We start from the raw sequence: 18,117 nt of genomic DNA, 5'->3' as shown, positions 1-18,117 counted from the left end.
AGCTCACCCTGCGTTTCAGCCCGTCGTCTCCCCGCCGTTCGCGGTGGGGGAGGCGGCGGGTTCACGCTTTTCCGGGGCGGCCGCACGGGCGAGGCGCGGCACCTGCGCCGGCACGATCCACCGCTCGCCCCGGCCGAGCGCCCGGGCCACCGCCTCGTCGTGCCCCAACCGCTCGCCCGCGCGCTTCAGTTCGTCGAACCGGGCATCGCCCAGCGCCTCCCGGGCCCGCGTCTCGCAGCGCACATGCGGCTCGTTGTAGTGACCCGAACCGAACAGCGGCAGCCCGACCGATGGCCAGATCCGGGCCGCCGCGCCCTGCAGCACCGCGGCCTCCGGGGCATCCCCCTCCGTCACGGTGATCAGCGCCAGCAGCTCGACCGCGAGCACCGTGCCCAGCAGATCGTGGAACTCGTGGTCGATGGCGAGGCACTCCTCCAGGAGCGCGCGTGCCCGGACCGGATCGCCCGCGTGCCACGCCGCGTACCCCAGCACATACAGCGCGTACGCCATGGTCCAGCGCTCACCGTGGTCCTCGCACACCTGCCGTACGTCCTCGCACAGCGCCACGGCCTCCGCCAGCTCGCCCTGGAACGACAGCGCCATCGCCAGCTCGACCTGGCCCATCAGCACATTGCTGTTGAGCTCGCCGATCTCGCGGTAGCTGGCCAGCGCCGCCCGCAGCAGCTGCTCGGCGCGCGGCATGTCGTCCGTGACCAGGGCCAGGCAGCCGGTGCGGTGCACGGCGTACGCGAGCGCCGTCGCGTCGCCGCCGCGCTCCGCCTCGTCGTGGCATTCCTGCAGCGCGGCCAGCGCGGGCACGGTGTCGCCCTGAAGGATCGCCACGTAACCGAGCACCCACAGCGCCTTGAGCCGCGAGGCGCCGTACTCGGACGCCGCGCCCCCCTCGGCCGGCTCCTCCAGGTCGACGCTGCGGTCCAGCCAGTGCCGCCCCTCCGTGAGCCGCCCGCAGCCCGCCCAGTAGAACCACAGCGTGCCCGCCAGATACTGGCCCAGGTGCGACTCGCCCGGCTCGGTCAGGCAGAACTCCAGCGCCGCCCGCAGATTCGGCAGCTCCGCGTCGATCCGCTCCGCCACCTCGCCCTGCCGCGGCGAGAACCAGTCCAGCTCGCACCAGGTCGCCAGGCCCATGTACCAGTCGCGGTGCCGGCGCCGCATCCGGCCGCTGTCGCCGATCTGCTCCAGCCACTCGGCACCGTACGCCCGCACGGTGTCCAGCATCCGGTAGCGCACCCCGGCCGCGGACTCCTCGCGGATCACCACGGACTGCGCGAGCAGCTCGTGCAGCACGTCCAGCACCGTGTCCGTGTGCAGGCCCTCGCCGCTGCAGATGTACTCGGCCGCCTCCAGGTCGAACTGCCCGGAGAAGACGGACAGCCGCGCCCACAGCAGCCGCTCGGGCGCCGTGCACAGCTCATGGCTCCAGCCGATCGCCGTCCGCAGCGTCTGGTGGCGCGGCAGCGCGTCCCGCCCGCCGCCCGTCAGCAGCCGGAACCGGTCGTCGAGGCGCTCCACCAGCTGCGCCGGAGACAGGGCCCGCAGCCGGCCCGCCGCCAGCTCCACCGCCAGCGGCAGGCAGTCCAGGCGCCGGCACACCTCCAGGACGTCGACCAGATGACGGCCGTCGTCCAGGCGGAAGCCGGGCAGCAGCGCCGTCGCCCGGTCCGCGAACAGCTCCGCCGCGTCCTGCGCCGTCAGCGGGGACAGCGGGAACAACTGCTCGCCCGCCAGGTTCAGCGGCCTGCGGCCCACCGCGACGACCCGCAGTCCGGGCGAGGCCCGCAGCAGATCCCGTACGAGCGCGGCGCACGCGTCCACGAGATGCTCGAACCCGTCCAGAACGAGCACGAGTTGACGCTCGGCGAGATGCTCGACCAGTACCTGGCGCGGCGGGCGCGTGGTGTGATCGGTCAGACCGAGCGCCTCGGCGACCGTGTACTCGACGAGCTCGGGCCGGCGCACCGCCGCCAGTTCCACCCGCCACACACCGTCCCTGCACAGCTCCCGCGGGGTGCGGGGGACGACATGCGCGGCGAACCGGGACTTGCCGACACCGCCGGCACCGGTGACCGTCACCAGGCGCGTGGCCGCCAGATTCCCTTGCAGGGCGTCGAGTTCGGCCGCCCGGCCGACGAAACGGTTCATTTCATGGGGGAGGTTGCCGGGGCGCGGGGGACCGGCCGGCATGTCGTCGGGGCGCAGAGAGCGTTGCATGAGGTACGGAGCGTACTCATCCGTACGCAGTCCGTACAATCGCTCCGGGCGAAGTGCCCCCACGCGGAGCCGGAATGCGGTACGGAGTGCGGGGCGGGGCGCGATAGGCTCGGGGGACGACTTTTTTGATGTTCGGCAGCGGTCGGTCGACGACAGCAGACGGCAACAAGCTAGGGAGCGGTGCCAAGTGTCCGGTGGAGAGGTGGCCGGGATCCTGGTGGCTGTCTTCTGGGCGATCCTGGTCTCCTTCCTCGCGGTGGCGCTCGCGAGGCTGGCCCAGACGCTCAGGGCGACCACCAAGCTGGTCGCGGACGTGACCGAGCAGGCCGTCCCGCTGCTGGCCGACGCCTCCGCCGCGGTGCGCTCCGCCCAGACGCAGATCGACCGGGTCGACGCCATCGCCACCGACGTCCAGGAAGTCACGTCGAACGCGTCGGCGCTCTCCTCCACCGTGGCCTCCACCTTCGGCGGCCCGCTGGTCAAGGTGGCCGCGTTCGGCTACGGGGTGCGCCGGGCCATCGGCGGCCGCGCCAAGGACGTGCCGGCCAAGCAGACCCGTCGTACCGTGATCGTGGGCCGCACGGTCCCGGAGTCGCGCCGCGCCAAGCGGGCCAACCGGAATAAGAGGGACTGACCCAGCGATGTTCCGCCGTACGTTCTGGTTCACCGCGGGCGCCGCCGCCGGCGTGTGGGCCACCACCAAGGTCAACCGCAAGCTCAAGCAGCTGACCCCCGAGAGTCTCGCCGCCCAGGCCGCCAACAAGGCCGTCGAAGCGGGCCACCGGCTCAAGGACTTCGCCCTCGACGTCCGCGACAACATGGCCGAGCGCGAAGCCGAACTCGGTGACGCGCTGGGCCTGACCGACCCGGTGGATCCCGAACTGCCCCCGCAGCGCCGCTTCGTGGTCGTCGAGAACCACTCCAAGACATCACCCAAATACATCGAGAACACGCAGCACACGGCTGGCTCGAAGTACCCGCACAACAACCGGAATGAGGACCACTGATGGAGTCGGCTGAAATCCGTCGCCGCTGGCTGAGCTTCTTCGAGGAGCGTGGCCACAAGGTCGTGCCCTCGGCGTCGCTCATCGCGGACGACCCGACTCTGCTGCTCGTGCCGGCGGGCATGGTCCCGTTCAAGCCGTACTTCCTGGGCGAGGTCAAGCCGCCCGCGCCGCGCGCCACCAGCGTGCAGAAGTGCGTGCGCACGCCCGACATCGAAGAGGTCGGCAAGACCACCCGCCACGGCACCTTCTTCCAGATGTGCGGCAACTTCTCCTTCGGCGACTACTTCAAGGAAGGCGCCATCAAGTACGCCTGGGAGCTGCTCACCAGCCCCCAGGACAAGGGTGGTTACGGCCTGGAGCCGGAGAAGCTCTGGATCACCGTGTACCTGGACGACGACGAGGCCGAGCGCATCTGGCACGAGGTCGTGGGCGTCCCCAAGGAGCGCATCCAGCGCCTGGGCAAGAAGGACAACTTCTGGTCCATGGGCGTCCCCGGCCCCTGCGGCCCCTGCTCCGAGATCAACTACGACCGCGGTCCCGAGTTCGGCGCCGAGGGCGGCCCGATCGTCAACGACGAGCGGTACGTGGAGATCTGGAACCTGGTCTTCATGCAGTACGAGCGCGGCCAGGGCATCGGCAAGGAGGACTTCGAGATCCTCGGTGACCTGCCGTCGCAGAACATCGACACGGGTCTCGGCCTCGAGCGTCTCGCCATGATCCTGCAGGGCGTGCAGAACATGTACGAGACGGACACCCTCCGTGTCGTCATCGACAAGGCCACCGAGCTGACCGGTGTCGCCTACGGCGCCAAGCACGAGTCGGACGTCTCGCTGCGCGTGGTCGCCGACCACATGCGGACGTCGACGATGCTCATCGGTGACGGCGTCACGCCGGGCAACGAGGGCCGTGGCTACGTGCTGCGCCGCATCATGCGCCGCGCCATCCGCAACATGCGCATCCTCGGCGCCACCGGACCGGTCGTGCAGGACCTGCTCGACGTCGTGATCAACACGATGGGCGAGCAGTACCCGGAGCTGATCACCGACCGCAAGCGCATCGAGCAGGTCGCGCTCGCCGAGGAGGCCGCGTTCCTCAAGGCCCTCAAGGGCGGCACGAACATCCTCGACACCGCCGTCACCGAGACGAAGGCCACGGGTTCCACGGTCCTCGCCGGCGACAAGGCGTTCCTGCTCCACGACACGTGGGGCTTCCCGATCGACCTCACCCTGGAGATGGCCGCCGAGCAGGGCCTGACCGTGGACGAGGACGGCTTCCGGCGCCTGATGAAGGAGCAGCGGGAGCGCGCCAAGGCCGACGCCCAGGCCAAGAAGACCGGCCACGCCGACATGGGTGCCTACCGCGAGATCGCGGACGCCGCCGGCGCCACCGACTTCATCGGCTACACCTCGACCGACAGCGAGTCCCGCGTCGTCGGCCTCCTGGTCAACGGCGTCTCCTCGCCGGCGGCCTCCGAGGGCGACGAGGTCGAGGTCGTCCTCGACCGCACCCCGTTCTACGCCGAGGGCGGCGGCCAGATCGGCGACACCGGCCGCATCAAGCTGGACAACGGCGCGGTGATCGAGATCCGCGACTGCCAGAAGCCGGTCCCGGGCGTCTACGTCCACAAGGGTGTCGTCCAGGTCGGCGAGGTCACGGTCGGCGCTCCGGCGCAGGCGATCATCGACGTGACGCGCCGCCGGGCCATCGCCCGCGCGCACTCCGCCACGCACCTCACGCACCAGGCGCTGCGCGACGCGCTCGGGCCGACGGCCGCCCAGGCCGGTTCGGAGAACCAGCCGGGCCGCTTCCGCTTCGACTTCGGTTCGCCGTCCGCCGTGCCCACGGCCGTGATGACGGACGTCGAGCAGAAGATCAACGAGGTCCTGGCCCGCGAGCTCGACGTGCAGGCCGAGGTCATGTCGATCGACGACGCCAAGAAGCAGGGCGCCATCGCCGAGTTCGGCGAGAAGTACGGCGAGCGCGTGCGCGTCGTCACCATCGGCGACTTCTCCAAGGAGCTGTGCGGCGGCACCCACGTGCACAACACCGCCCAGCTCGGCCTGGTGAAGCTGCTCGGCGAGTCGTCCATCGGCTCCGGCGTGCGCCGCATCGAGGCCCTGGTCGGCGTCGACGCGTACAACTTCCTGGCCAAGGAGCACACGGTCGTCGCCCAGCTCCAGGAGCTGGTCAAGGGCCGCTCCGAGGAGCTGCCCGAGAAGATCTCGGCGATGCTCGGCAAGCTCAAGGACGCCGAGAAGGAGATCGAGAAGTTCCGCGCGGAGAAGGTCCTGCAGGCCGCCGCCGGTCTCGCCGACTCCGCCAAGGACGTCCGTGGCGTCGCCCTCGTCACCGGCCAGGTGCCGGACGGCACCGGCGCCGACGACCTGCGCAAGCTGGTCCTCGACGTGCGGGGCCGCATCCAGGGCGGCCGCGCCGCCGTGGTGGCCCTGTTCACCACGGTCAACGGCAAGCCGCTCACGGTCATCGCGACGAACGACGCCGCCCGTGACCGCGGACTCAAGGCCGGCGAGCTGGTCCGCACCGCGGCCAAGACGCTCGGCGGCGGTGGCGGCGGCAAGCCGGACGTCGCCCAGGGCGGCGGCCAGAACCCGGCCGCCATCGGCGACGCCATCGACGCCGTCGAGCGCCTGGTCGGGGAGACGGCCAACTGATGCGCAGAGGCCGCCGACTGGCCATCGACGTGGGGGACGCCCGGATCGGGGTCGCGTCCTGCGACCCCGACGGGATCCTTGCGACACCCGTCGAGACGGTGCCGGGACGCGATGTCCCGGCGGCCCACCGACGGCTGAAGCAACTCGTCGAGGAGTACGAGCCGATCGAGGTCGTCGTCGGTCTCCCTCGCTCCCTCAAGGGGGGCGAGGGCCCGGCGGCCGCCAAGGTCCGCGGCTTCGCCCAGGAGCTGGCGCGGGGCATCGCACCCGTTGCGGTGAGACTCCTGGACGAGAGGATGACCACAGTGACGGCGAGTCAGGGGCTGCGCGCCTCCGGCGTTAAGTCCAAAAAGGGCCGCTCTGTCATCGACCAGGCGGCGGCCGTCATCATCCTCCAGCAGGCACTGGAGTCCGAACGGGCGTCAGGCGTTGCTCCCGGTGAGGGCGTCGAAGTGGTCATCTGATCGCGGTACGGTAACGTTCCGCGCGACCGGCGGCGTTCGAACAGCTGCCGCACAGCATCAAGAGGCGGAACGGTTGCTCTCCTGACCGGGCATGGGCTCCCCACCGCCTCGCGGCTTGTAGGGGACCGATGACTGAGTATGGCCGGGGCCAAGGCTCCGAACCGTGGCATCCCGAGGACCCGCTGTACGGGGACCAGGGATGGGGGCAGCAGGCCGGGCACGGCCAGTCTGCCTACGGCGGCCACGAGCAGTACCACCCCCAGCAGTCGCAGCAGGCGTACGAGGGTGACTGGGGCGCGGGACAGCAATCCGGGTACGGCCAGGATCCCGGGTATGGGCACGACCCGGGATACGGGCAGCAGGCGTACGGCGGACAGCAGGGGCAGGGCGGCTGGGACACCACCGGCACGCACGGTCAGGTCCCGTACGGCTCCGACCCCATGGACCCGTACAACACCGGCCAGTCCGCCGCGTACAACGCTGAACAGCCGGACTACTACGACACCCCCGGCGCCTACCCGCCGCCCGAGCCGCCGGGCCGGCGCCGTGCGCCCGAACCCGAGCCGGAGTGGGACGCGGGCCCCGACCAGGGAGAACACGCGTTCTTCAATGGTGGCGGTGACGACGAGGACGACTACGAGGACGACAGTCGCGGCGGCCGTCGCGGCCGAGGCGGCCGGAAACCGAAGAAGCGCCGCAGCGGTTGCGCGTGCCTCGTCCTGACCGCGGTCTTCGCGGCCGGTGTCGGCGGCGTCGGCTATTTCGGCTACCAGTTCTACCAGGATCGTTTCGGCTCGGCGCCGGACTTCTCGGGGGACGGGAACGGGGAGAACGTCACCGTCGTCATCCAGAAGGGCTGGGGCGGTTATGACATCGGGCGCGCGCTGAAGGAAGCCGGAGTCGTCCAGAGCGTCGACTCCTTCGTGGCCGCCCAGTCGGCGGACCCCAAGGGCAAGACGATCCAGGCCGGCGCCTACATCCTGCAGAAGGAGATGTCGGGTGCGAGCGCCGTCGATCTGATGCTGAGCCCGAAGAGCCGGGCCAATCTGACCATCCCCGAGGGCAGGCGGAACGCCTGGATCTACGAGCAGATCGACCGGAAGCTCGAGGTCTCCAAGGGCACCACGGCCAAGGTCGCGAAGAAGGACTACAAGAGTCTCGGCCTGCCCGACTGGGCGATGAACCACGCGAACGTGAAGGATCCGCTGGAGGGCTTCCTCTTCCCGTCCAGCTACGCCGTCGCCAAGGGCATGAAGCCCGACGACGTACTGAAACAGATGGTCGGCCAGGCGAACGAGCGGTACGACAAGCTCGACCTGGAGGGCAAGGCCAAGAGTCTCGACCTCGAGAGCCCCTGGCAGGTGCTCACCGTGGCCAGCCTCGTGCAGGCCGAGGGCAAGACGCACGACGACTTCCGCAGGATGGCCGAGGTCGTCTACAACCGCCTCAAGCCGACGAACACGGAGACCAACCAGCTCCTGCAGTTCGACTCGACCTTCAACTACCTCAAGGGTCAGAGCAACATCAACATCGGCGAGTCCGAGATCAACAGCAACAAGGACCCGTACAACACTTACACGCGCAAGGGTCTGCCGCCCGGGCCTATCGACAACCCCGGTGACGAGGCGTTCGCCGCGACGCTCAATCCGACGACCGACGGCTGGATGTACTTCGTGGCCACGGACGGCATGAACAAGACGGAGTTCGCGAAGACCCACGCCGAGTTCGAGAAGCTGAGGGACAAGTTCAATGCCAGCCAGGGCAACTGATGCGCGCAGGGCGGCCGTACTCGGGTCGCCCATCGCCCACTCCCTGTCCCCGCAGCTGCACAACGCGGCATACGCGGCGCTGGGTCTGCACGACTGGACGTACGACCGGTTCGACATCGACGAGGCCGCGCTGGAGGGGTTCCTCGCGGGGCTCGGCCCGGAGTGGGCCGGTCTGTCGCTGACGATGCCCCTCAAGCGGGCCGTCATACCGCTGCTCGACGGGATCACCGACACCGCGGCGTCCGTGGAGGCCGTGAACACCGTGGTCCTCCACCCCGAGGGGCGGAAGTACGGCGACAACACCGACATCCCGGGGCTCGTCGCCGCGCTGCACGAGCGCGGCGTGGAGAAGACCGACTCGGCGGCGATCCTCGGCGCCGGGGCCACCGCGTCGTCGGCACTCGCCGCCCTCTCCCGCATCTGCACCGGCGAGGTCGTCGCCTACGTGCGCAGCGAGCAGCGCGCCGACGAGATGCGCGGCTGGGGCGAGCGGCTCGGGGTCCGGGTGCGGACCGCGGACTGGGCGGACGCGGCGCGCGCCTTCGCGGCGCCCCTGGTGATCTCCACGACGCCCAAGGGCGGCACGGACCACCTGGTGGCCGAGGTGCCGCAGCAAGTGGGGACCCTCTTCGACGTGGTCTACGACCCGTGGCCGACGCCCCTCGCGGCGGCCTGGCAGCAGCGGGGCGGCCACGTGCTGAGCGGTCTCGACCTGCTCGTGCACCAGGCCGTCTTCCAGTTCGAGCAGTTCACGGGGGACCGGCGGCCGGTGCTCGCCGCCATGCGCGAGGCGGCGCTGCGGGCGCTCGGCTGACGTCTCACGCGTCGTCCGGAGGGCGGACAGGGCGACAGCTCACCTGCGGGGCATGGGAGGATCGGGGGACGACGGCGGGCCGGGCCGCGCACCCGGTACCGGTCGTCGAGCCGTAACGCAGAGCGCGAGCATGAGGAGCACCGTTGAGCAGGTTGCGCTGGCTGACCGCGGGGGAGTCGCACGGACCCGCACTTGTCGCGACGCTGGAGGGGCTTCCCGCCGGCGTTCCGATCACCACGGAGATGGTGGCGGACCACCTGGCCAGGCGGCGTCTGGGGTATGGGCGCGGGGCGCGGATGAAGTTCGAGCGCGACGAGGTCACCTTCCTCGGCGGCGTCCGGCACGGACTGTCCCTCGGCTCGCCGGTCGCGGTGATGGTCGGCAACACCGAGTGGCCCAAGTGGGAACAGGTCATGGCGGCCGACCCGGTCGACCCGGAGATCCTCAAGGACCTCGCGCGCAACGCGCCGCTGACCCGGCCCCGGCCGGGCCACGCGGACCTCGCGGGCATGCAGAAGTACGGGTTCGACGAGGCGCGGCCGATCCTGGAGCGGGCCTCGGCGCGGGAGACCGCCGCCCGGGTCGCGCTCGGTGCGATCGCGCGGTCGTACCTGAAGGAGACGGCCGGGATCGAGATCGTCAGCCACGTCGTGGAGCTGTGCTCCGTCAAGGCGCCGCAGGACGTGTACCCGACGCCCGCCGACGTGGAGAAGCTGGACGCCGACCCGCTGCGCTGCCTGGACGCGGACGCGTCGAAGGCGATGGTCGCGGAGGTCGACCAGGCCCACAAGGACGGCGACACCCTCGGTGGCGTCGTCGAGGTGCTGGCCTACGGGGTACCGGTCGGCCTCGGCTCGCACGTGCACTGGGACCGCAAGCTGGACGCCCGTCTCGCCGGTGCGCTCATGGGCATCCAGGCCATCAAGGGCGTCGAGATCGGCGACGGCTTCGACCTGGCGCGGGTGCCGGGTTCGCAGGCGCACGACGAGATCGTCAACACCCCCGAGGGCATCCGTCGGGTCTCCGGACGCGCGGGCGGCACCGAGGGCGGCCTGTCCACCGGTGAGCTGCTGCGGGTCCGCGCCGCGATGAAGCCGATCGCGACCGTGCCGCGCGCCCTGAAGACCGTGGACGTCACCACCGGCGAGGCCACGCAGGCCCACCACCAGCGCTCCGACGTCTCCGCCGTGCCGGCCGCCGGCATCGTCGCCGAGGCCATGGTCGCCCTGGTCCTCGCGGACGCGGTCGCGGAGAAGTTCGGTGGCGACAGCGTGCCCGAGACGCGGCGCAACGTGACGTCGTACCTCGACAACCTGCAGATCCGGTGAGCGGCCCGAAGGTCGTTCTCGTCGGCCCGATGGGCGTGGGCAAGTCGACCGTGGGCGGCATGCTCGCGGAGCGCCTCGACTGCGCGTTCCGGGACACCGACGACGACATCGTGGCCGCGCAGGGCCGCACCATCGCCGAGATCTTCGTCGATGAGGGCGAGGCGCGGTTCAGGGCGCTGGAGAAGGCCTCCGTCGCGGCCGCGCTCGCCGAGCACGACGGGGTCCTCGCCCTGGGCGGCGGCGCGATCCTCGACGCCGACACCCGCGATCTGCTGGCCGGCCACCGCGTCGTCTACCTCTCGATGGACGTCGAGGAAGCGGCCAAGCGCACCGGCCTGAACGTGGCCCGGCCGCTGCTCGCCGTCAACCCGCGCAAGCAGTGGCGGGAACTGATGGAGGCGCGGCGCCACCTGTACACCGACGTGGCCGGGGTGGTCGTGGCCACCGACGGCCGCACCCCCGACGAGGTGGCCCAGGCCGTCCTCGACGTACTGGAGTTGAAGCAGGCATGAGTGACGAAGTGACCCGTATCCAGGTCGGCGGCACCGCTGGTACCGACCCGTACGAGGTGCTGGTGGGCCGTCAACTCCTGGGCGAGCTGGGCTCGTTGATCGGCGACCAGGCCAAGCGGGTCGCCGTGGTGCACCCCGAGGCGCTGGCCGAGACGGGCGAGGCGCTCCGCGCCGACCTGGCCGACCAGGGCTTCGAGGCCGTCGCCATCCAGGTGCCGAACGCCGAGGAGGCCAAGACCGCCGAGGTCGCCGCGTACTGCTGGAAGGCCCTCGGGCAGTCCAACTTCACGCGCAGCGACGTCATCGTCGGTGTCGGCGGCGGCGCCAGCACGGACCTGGCCGGGTTCGTGGCGGCGACCTGGCTGCGCGGCGTGCGCTGGATCGCCGTCCCGACGACCGTGCTCGCCATGGTCGACGCCGCGGTCGGCGGCAAGACCGGCATCAACACCGCCGAGGGCAAGAACCTGGTGGGCGCCTTCCACCCGCCGGCCGGGGTGCTCTGCGACCTCGCCGCGCTCGACTCCCTCCCCGTCCACGACTACGTGTCCGGCCTCGCCGAGATCATCAAGGCCGGATTCATCGCCGACGAGCGGATCCTGGAGCTCATCGAGGAGGACCCGCAGGCCGCCCGCACACCGGCCGGCCCGCACACCGCCGAGCTGATCGAGCGGTCCATCAAGGTCAAGGCCGAGGTGGTCTCCGGCGACCTGAAGGAGTCGGGTCTGCGCGAGATCCTCAACTACGGGCACACGCTCGCGCACGCCATCGAGAAGAACGAGCGCTACAAGTGGCGCCACGGCGCGGCGGTCTCGGTGGGCATGCACTTCGCCGCCGAACTCGGCCGCCTGGCCGGACGCCTCGACGACGCGACGGCCGACCGGCACCGCACCGTCCTGGAGTCCGTCGGTCTCCCGCTGAGCTACCGCTACGACCAGTGGCCCAAGCTCCTGGAGACCATGAAGGTCGACAAGAAGTCGCGCGGCAACCTGCTGCGCTTCATCGTCCTCGACGGGCTGGGCAAGCCCACCGTCCTGGAGGGGCCCGACCCCGCCGTCCTCCTCGCCGCCTATGGCGAAGTGGCCGAATAGCGCCCCTCGTTCGACTACGGGCACTTTGTGACGTCCCCGGCCGTTCACACAACGGCGGCCGGGGGCGGTACCGTTCGGTAGCGCCCTGATCGCCGGCGCCTCATTGACGGTTGTACGAGACGGAGTGGCACCGGATGCAGCACGCAGTGGGGTCTCCGCTGCCACCACCCCATCGGCCGGGGCACGGACCGGCCGTCCCGTGGACGCAGACACAAGCGCGCCCCGGCGCGCCCGGATTCGCCGGTGCCCAGGCGCACCATCCGCAGGTGCCGCCGCACCCGCAGGCACCACAGGCCCCGCGCCCGCCCGCCCCGCCGCAGCGCGACACCACGGGGCACGTCCAGCTCCCGCCCGGCGCTCCGGTCGCCGTGCCGAGCCCGCCGCCCGCGCAGGCTCCGGCCGACCCGGCCGCGACGACCCTCGCCGTCCTGCTCATCGGCCCGGCCGGCGCCGGCAAGACCAGCGTCGCCAAGTACTGGGCGGAGAGCCGCCGCGTCCCGACGGCCCACATCAGCCTCGACGACGTACGCGAATGGGTGCGCTCCGGCTTCGCCGACCCGCAGACCGGGTGGAACGACAACAGCGAGGCGCAGTACCGGCTGGCCCGCCGCACCTGCGGCTTCGCCGCACGGAACTTTTTGGCGAACGGGATCTCCTGCATCCTCGACGACGCCGTCTTCCCGGACCGGCCGGTCGTCGGCCTCGGCGGCTGGAAGCGGCACGTCGGCCCCGGCCTGCTGCCGGTCGTCCTGCTGCCGGGCCTCGAGATCGTCCTCGAGCGCAACGCGCAGCGCAGCGGGAACCGACGCCTCACCGACGAGGAGGTCGCCCGCATCCACGGACGCATGGCCGGCTGGTACGGCTCCGGCCTGCCCATCATCGACAACTCCCAGCTCGACGTGGCCGGCACCGCGCAGGTCCTGGACGAGGTGCTCGCCCGGGCCATCGCGAGTCCACCCCAGTGGTGACCGTCCCCCGGGGAACGGACGTGCCGACGCCCGTCCGGACGCGCTGAACCGGCCACCTGGCGCACCCGCTCGTACGCTCGGCCTCATGGCAGAGGTGTACGCGGCCCGACGGGACCGGCTCAGAGAGCGCGCGACGGCGGGCGGCTGCGCGGCCGCCCTCGTGTCGCGCCCCGCCAACGTCCGCTATCTCGCCGGAGCGGCGCCGCACGGCGCCGTCCTCCTGCTGGGCCGGGATCCCGGCGGCAGCGGCGACGTACTGCTGTGCGCGCGCCCGCCCAGCGGCCAGACCGCCGAGGGGCGTGCCGACGAGGAGCTGCGCGTGCAGGTCCTCGCCGCTCCTGGCGGGGATCCCGCCGTCGCCGCCGCCGATGTGGCCGCCGCGCAGGGCGCCGATTCGCTGGCCGTCGAGGAGCACCATCTGACGATGGCCCGGCACCGCGCGCTCGGCTCGGTCGCGCCCGGGCTGCGCCTGGCCGACCTGAACAAGGCCGTCGAGCAGCTGCGGCTGGTCAAGGACGAGGACGAGATCTCCTGCCTGCGCATCGCCGCCGAGATCGCCGACCAAGCGCTGGGCGAGCTGCTCGAATCGATCCTCGTGGGCCGCACCGAGCGCCATCTCGCCCTCGAACTGGAACGCCGACTTGTCGACCACGGCGCCGACGGCCCGGCCTTCCCGACGTCCGTGGGCACGGGCCCGAACTCCGGGCGCGGCGGCCACCGCCCCGGCGACCGCCGTGTCGAGGAGGGCGACTTCCTCTCGGTGTGCCTGGGCGCGACGTACCGCGGATACCGCTGCGAGATCGGCCGGACCTTCGTCATCGGGACCTCGCCCGCCGACTGGCAGATCGAGTTGTACGACCTCGTCTTCGCAGCCCAGCGGGCCGGACGGGAGAGCCTGGTGCCCGGCGTCGAGTGCCGTGAGGTGGACCGGGCCGCCCGCCACGTACTGGACGCGGGAGGGTATGGTGACGGGCTCGCGCAGCTGACCGGACACGGGGTGGGACTCGAAATCGACGAGGACCCGCAGTTGGCCCCCGCCGCCATGGGTAAACTTGACGCTTGTGTGCCGGTCACCGTCGAACCGGGGGTCCACCTCCCGGGCCGGGGCGGCGTCCGGATCGATGACACGCTCGTCGTCCGCCCCGAGGCGGACGGCGGACCCGAGCTACTCACCATCACGACCAAGGAGCTGCTCGCGCTCTAGCCGGAGAATTCCGGCCAGGAGCCGAGTGTGTGCCCCGGGGTCGTCCACGTCAGTCCAGGAGATTCCGCAACCGTGGCTTCCACGAACGACCTCAAGAACGGCCTGGTGCTCAAGCTCGACGGGGGCCAGCTCTGGTCCGTCGTCGAGTTCCAGCACGTCAAGCCCGGCAAGGGCCCGGCCTTCGTGCGCACCAAGCTCAAGAACGTGCTCTCCGGCAAGGTCGTCGACAAGACGTTCAACGCCGGCGTCAAGGTCGAGACGGCCACGATCGACAAGCGCGACATGCAGTTCTCGTACATGGACGGCGACTACTTCGTCTTCATGGACATGGAGACCTATGACCAGCTGCACGTCGACCGCAAGGCCGTCGGCGACGCCGCCAACTTCCTGATCGAGGGCTTCAACGCCTCCGTCGCGCAGCACGAGGGCGAGGTGCTCTTCATCGAGCTGCCCGCCGCCGTCGAGCTCGTCGTCCAGGAGACCGAGCCGGGCGTCCAGGGCGACCGCTCCACCGGTGGCACCAAGCCCGCCACGCTGGAGACCGGCCACCAGATCCAGGTCCCGCTCTTCATCACCACGGGCGAGAAGATCAAGGTCGACACCCGTGACAGCGGCTACCTCGGCCGGGTGAACAGCTAACCGTGGCTGCCCGTAACACGGCCCGCAAGCGAGCCTTCCAGATCCTCTTCGAGGCCGACCAGCGCGGCGCCGACGTCGTGACGGTCCTCGCGGACTGGGTCAAGAACTCGCACAGCGACCCCCAGCAGCCGCCCGTCAGCGAGTACACGATGGAGCTGGTCGAGGGGTACGCCCCGCAGGCCCGCCGCATCGACGAGTTGATCTCGCAGTACGCCGTCGACTGGACGCTGGACCGGATGCCGGTCGTCGACCGCAACATCCTGCGGCTCGGCGCCTACGAGCTGATCTGGGTCGACGGAACGCCGGACGCCGTGGTGCTCGACGAGGCGGTCTCGCTCGCCAAGGAGTTCTCCACCGACGATTCCCCGGCGTTCATCAACGGACTTCTGGCCCGCTTCAAGGACCTGAAGCCGTCGCTCCGCCGCGACCAGGCATAACGCCGCAGAGCGCACCGTTCTCCGCAGGCCCGAAGCAGAACTTGAACAATGTTCTGCTTCGGGCCTGGTGCGTTCCCCGGGGACCTCACTAAATTCTGGCCATGTCCCCAACAGGCCCCAGCCGTCCCAGCGGTCTCGGCGCGCGAGTGCGCGTCGGCTACGGCCTCGGCTCCTTCGCCACCGGCACCTTCGGCACCGTCCCCGGTCTGCTCCTGCTCTACTACCTGACCGACGTCCTCGGCGTCGGCGCGGGCCTCGCAGGACTGCTCGTCTTCCTGCCCAAGGCGTGGGACGTGCTGCTCAACCCCTGGATCGGCAGCCTCTCCGACCGCAGCACCCGGGCCCGTCTCGGCCCCCGCCGCTCCTGGATGCTGTTCGGCGCGCTCACCATGCCGCTCTGCTTCGCCGCCATGTTCGCCGCGCCGGGCCTCGACGGCGGACCCGCGGCCGCGTACGTCGCCGTCCTGTTCCTGCTCACCGCCTCCGCGTACGCCTGCTTCCAGGTCCCCTACGTCGCGCTGCCCGCGGAACTCACCGCCGATCCGGACGAGCGCGCCCGCGTCATGTCCTGGCGCGTGGCGTTCCTGGCGGTCGCGATCCTGCTGTCGGGTGCCGTCGCGCCGCTGCTCGCCGGATCCACCGCCGACGACCGGGGCAGCGCGGGCGGCTATCGGCTGATGGGCGTGGTGATCGGCGCGCTCCTCGCCGTCGGCATGCTCGCCGCCGTGGCCGCGACGGCGGGGACGACGAGCGCCATCCGTACGACGAGCGAGCCCGGCCTGCGCGCCCAGCTCCGCGCCGCCCGGGGCAACGCGCCCTTCGCCCGGCTGCTCGGCGCCTTCGTCACCCAGGCCGCCGCGACGGGCCTGATGCTGGCGGGCACCCAGTACTTCGCGACGTACATCCTCGACGACCCCGGCGCCACGACCCTGCTCTTCGCCTGCCTCATCGTCCCGTCGCTGCTCGCGATGCCGCTCTGGCTGGCCGTGGGACGCCGGACCGGCAAGCGGAACGCGGCGATCGGCGCCTCCCTCTGCTTCCTGCTCGGGGCGCTGGCCGCGGCGGCCGGGCGGGAGCTGCCGGCCGCCCTGATCTACGTCGCCGTGGCCGCGGCCGGCGTCGGATACGCGGGCATGCAGATGCTGCCGATGGCGATGCTCGGGGACGCGATCGCCGCCGACGCGTACACGAGCGGACGCCGCCGGGCCGGGGTCTTCACCGGGCTGTGGACCGCGGGCGAGACGCTCGGACTCGCGCTGGGGCCCGGCCTGTTCGGGCTCGTGCTCGCGCTCGGCGACTTCGTCTCGTCCGACGCCGACCACCGCGTCGCCCAGCCCGACTCCGCGCTCACCGCGATCGTCGTCGGCTTCGGCGCCCTGCCCGCCGCCCTGCTCCTGCTCAGCCTCCCGCTGCTGGCCCGCTACCGCCTCACCGAGGCCGAACTGACCCGGCTGCGTGCAGCCGCCGACGCCGACCCCGCCGACCGAGACCAGAGAACCGCATGACGACCGGAGAGTGTGCATGACGACCGACCCGATCCTGGCGCGCCTCGCCACGCTGCGCGCGGGCGACCTCCCCGTACGCGGCGGACGCACGATGGCGTACGTCTACGACTCCGGGCTCGACGGGCTCGAAGAGCTGGCGAACGCCGCGCAGGCCGCCTTCGCCGGCGTCAACGGCCTCGACATGACGGCGTTCCCCAGCGTCGTGGAGTTGGAGAACGACCTGGTGCGCCGGGCCACCGCGCTGCTCGGCGGCGGCGCCGGCACCTTCACCAGCGGCGGCACCGAGAGCTGCCTGCTCGCCGTCCTGACGGCACGACAGCACGCCCGCCGGAAGCGGGGCGTGACCGACCCCGAGCTGGTCCTGCCGGAGACGGCGCACGCCGCGTTCCACAAGGCCGCCGAACTGTTCGGGCTGCGGGTGGTGAGCGTGCCCGTCGACCCGGGGGGCTTCACGGTCCGCCCCGCCGACGTGGCCGCGGCGATCACCGACCGCACCGCCCTGGTCGTCGTCTCCGCGCCCTCGTACGCGCACGGCGTCATCGACCCGGTCACGGAGGTCGCGGCCGAGGCGGCGCGGCGCGGTGTGCTCTGCCATGTCGACGCCTGCATCGGCGGCTGGTACCTGGGCCACCTGAGGCGAGCGGTCCAGGACGGGGCCCTTGCCCAGGACACGCCGGACATACCGCAGTTCGACCTGTCCGTCCCCGGGGTGACCTCCCTGTCGGTGGACCTCCACAAGTACGCGTACACGGCGAAAGGCGCCTCGCTCCTGCTCTTCCGGGACGCCGAACTGCGCCGCCACGGCTGGTTCGCGCACGCCTCCTGGCCCGGCTACCCCGTGGTCAACTCCACGCTCCAGGGCACCAAGTCGGCCGGACCGCTCGCGGCGGCCTGGGCCGTGACCGAGCGGGTCGGAACCGAGGGTTACACCGCGTTGTCGGCCCGCGTGCACCGGGCGACCCACGCCCTCGCCGAGGGCATCGGGCGGATCGAGGGGCTCCGGCTGCTCGCCCGGCCCGAGGCGTCCCTGATCGCCGTCGCCGCCGATGACCCGGCCCTCGACGTCTTCGTCGTGGCGGACGAGATCCGGGGGAGCGGCTGGTATCTGCAGCCCCAGCCGGCGTTCGGGGCGTCCCCGGCCAATCTTCATCTGACGGTGACCGCCGCGGTGGCGGACGAGGAGACCGTACGGCTGTTGCTCGGGGAACTGGAGAAGGCCGTGGCGCGGGCGCGCGCGCTCGGTCCCGTGCCCATCGATCCGGCGATCGTCGAGGCCGCCGGCGCGCTCGACCCGGACGCGCTCACCCCGGAGGAGGTCGAGGTGGCCCTGGCACTCGCGGGGGTCGGAGAGGGAGGACGGCTGCCCGAGCGGATGGCGCCGGTGCTCGCCGTTCTGCAGGCCCTGCCGCCGAAGCTGAGCGAACGGCTCCTGCCCGAGGTCATCGGGCGGCTCTACCGGGCCTGAGAAGCACCATGGG

Annotated in this window: 16 protein-coding genes; 15 read left to right on the top strand and 1 reads right to left on the bottom strand. The window is 71.5% G+C overall.

The window, feature by feature from the left end:
- Positions 1 to 15: 15 nt before the first annotated feature.
- Positions 16 to 2,232: an ATP-binding protein gene (locus ACVHNB_RS26990; protein WP_456226111.1), complete on the bottom strand. Its 2,217-nt coding sequence runs from the start codon at positions 2,230 to 2,232 to the stop codon at positions 16 to 18.
- 187 nt (positions 2,233 to 2,419) lie between these two features.
- Here ACVHNB_RS26990 and ACVHNB_RS26985 point away from each other — a divergent pair, with 187 nt between their 5' ends.
- The 15 genes from ACVHNB_RS26985 (at position 2,420) to ACVHNB_RS26915 (ending at position 18,104) form a co-directional block, all read left to right on the top strand.
- Positions 2,420 to 2,866 carry a DUF948 domain-containing protein gene (locus ACVHNB_RS26985; protein WP_428955959.1) on the top strand — a complete coding sequence of 149 codons (447 nt, stop codon included), beginning with the start codon at positions 2,420 to 2,422 and terminating at the stop codon, positions 2,864 to 2,866.
- Positions 2,867 to 2,873: 7 nt separating this feature from the next.
- Positions 2,874 to 3,239: a DUF6167 family protein gene (locus ACVHNB_RS26980; RefSeq protein WP_428955960.1), complete on the top strand. Its 366-nt coding sequence runs from the start codon at positions 2,874 to 2,876 to the stop codon at positions 3,237 to 3,239.
- Positions 3,239 to 5,911 carry an alanine--tRNA ligase gene (gene alaS, locus ACVHNB_RS26975; RefSeq protein WP_428955961.1) on the top strand — a complete coding sequence of 891 codons (2,673 nt, stop codon included), beginning with the start codon at positions 3,239 to 3,241 and terminating at the stop codon, positions 5,909 to 5,911. The genes ACVHNB_RS26980 and alaS overlap by 1 nt, the downstream gene beginning before the upstream one ends.
- Positions 5,911 to 6,375 carry a Holliday junction resolvase RuvX gene (gene ruvX / locus ACVHNB_RS26970; RefSeq protein WP_428955962.1) on the top strand — a complete coding sequence of 155 codons (465 nt, stop codon included), beginning with the start codon at positions 5,911 to 5,913 and terminating at the stop codon, positions 6,373 to 6,375. The genes alaS and ruvX overlap by 1 nt, the downstream gene beginning before the upstream one ends.
- Positions 6,376 to 6,503: 128 nt before the next feature.
- Positions 6,504 to 8,144, top strand: a complete 1,641-nt coding sequence (gene mltG, locus ACVHNB_RS26965) for an endolytic transglycosylase MltG (protein ID WP_456226110.1) — start codon at positions 6,504 to 6,506, stop codon at positions 8,142 to 8,144.
- Positions 8,125 to 8,958, top strand: a complete 834-nt coding sequence (locus ACVHNB_RS26960; RefSeq protein WP_456226109.1) for a shikimate dehydrogenase — start codon at positions 8,125 to 8,127, stop codon at positions 8,956 to 8,958. The genes mltG and ACVHNB_RS26960 overlap by 20 nt, the downstream gene beginning before the upstream one ends.
- 143 nt (positions 8,959 to 9,101) lie before the next feature.
- On the top strand, positions 9,102 to 10,286 hold the full coding sequence (gene aroC, locus ACVHNB_RS26955; RefSeq protein ID WP_428955965.1) for a chorismate synthase: 1,185 nt from the start codon (positions 9,102 to 9,104) through the stop codon (positions 10,284 to 10,286).
- On the top strand, positions 10,283 to 10,798 hold the full coding sequence (locus tag ACVHNB_RS26950) for a shikimate kinase (protein ID WP_456226108.1): 516 nt from the start codon (positions 10,283 to 10,285) through the stop codon (positions 10,796 to 10,798). Before aroC ends, ACVHNB_RS26950 begins: the two co-directional genes overlap by 4 nt.
- Positions 10,795 to 11,886, top strand: coding sequence for a 3-dehydroquinate synthase (aroB, locus tag ACVHNB_RS26945; protein ID WP_456226107.1), 1,092 nt, complete (start codon positions 10,795 to 10,797; stop codon positions 11,884 to 11,886). The genes ACVHNB_RS26950 and aroB overlap by 4 nt, the downstream gene beginning before the upstream one ends.
- A gap of 134 nt (positions 11,887 to 12,020) precedes the next feature.
- A complete protein-coding gene (locus tag ACVHNB_RS26940) occupies positions 12,021 to 12,854 on the top strand; it encodes a Pro-rich N-terminal domain-containing protein (RefSeq protein ID WP_428955968.1) in 834 nt (277 codons plus the stop codon).
- A gap of 85 nt (positions 12,855 to 12,939) precedes the next feature.
- Positions 12,940 to 14,058, top strand: coding sequence for an aminopeptidase P family protein (locus tag ACVHNB_RS26935; RefSeq protein ID WP_428955969.1), 1,119 nt, complete (start codon positions 12,940 to 12,942; stop codon positions 14,056 to 14,058).
- Between the two features lie 72 nt (positions 14,059 to 14,130).
- Positions 14,131 to 14,697 (top strand): elongation factor P, encoded by a 567-nt coding sequence (gene efp, locus ACVHNB_RS26930; RefSeq protein ID WP_428955970.1) that lies wholly within the window; start codon positions 14,131 to 14,133, stop codon positions 14,695 to 14,697.
- A 2-nt stretch (positions 14,698 to 14,699) separates the two neighbouring features.
- A complete protein-coding gene (nusB, locus tag ACVHNB_RS26925; RefSeq protein ID WP_456226106.1) occupies positions 14,700 to 15,134 on the top strand; it encodes a transcription antitermination factor NusB in 435 nt (144 codons plus the stop codon).
- Positions 15,135 to 15,235: 101 nt separating this feature from the next.
- A complete protein-coding gene (locus tag ACVHNB_RS26920; RefSeq protein ID WP_428955972.1) occupies positions 15,236 to 16,639 on the top strand; it encodes an MFS transporter in 1,404 nt (467 codons plus the stop codon).
- 16 nt (positions 16,640 to 16,655) lie between these two features.
- Positions 16,656 to 18,104, top strand: a complete 1,449-nt coding sequence (locus ACVHNB_RS26915) for a pyridoxal phosphate-dependent decarboxylase family protein (protein ID WP_456226105.1) — start codon at positions 16,656 to 16,658, stop codon at positions 18,102 to 18,104.
- Positions 18,105 to 18,117 lie beyond the last annotated feature (13 nt).

It is taken from the genome of Streptomyces sp. YJ-C3 (assembly GCF_053891275.1).
This window is presented reverse-complemented; position numbering and strand designations above follow the sequence as displayed.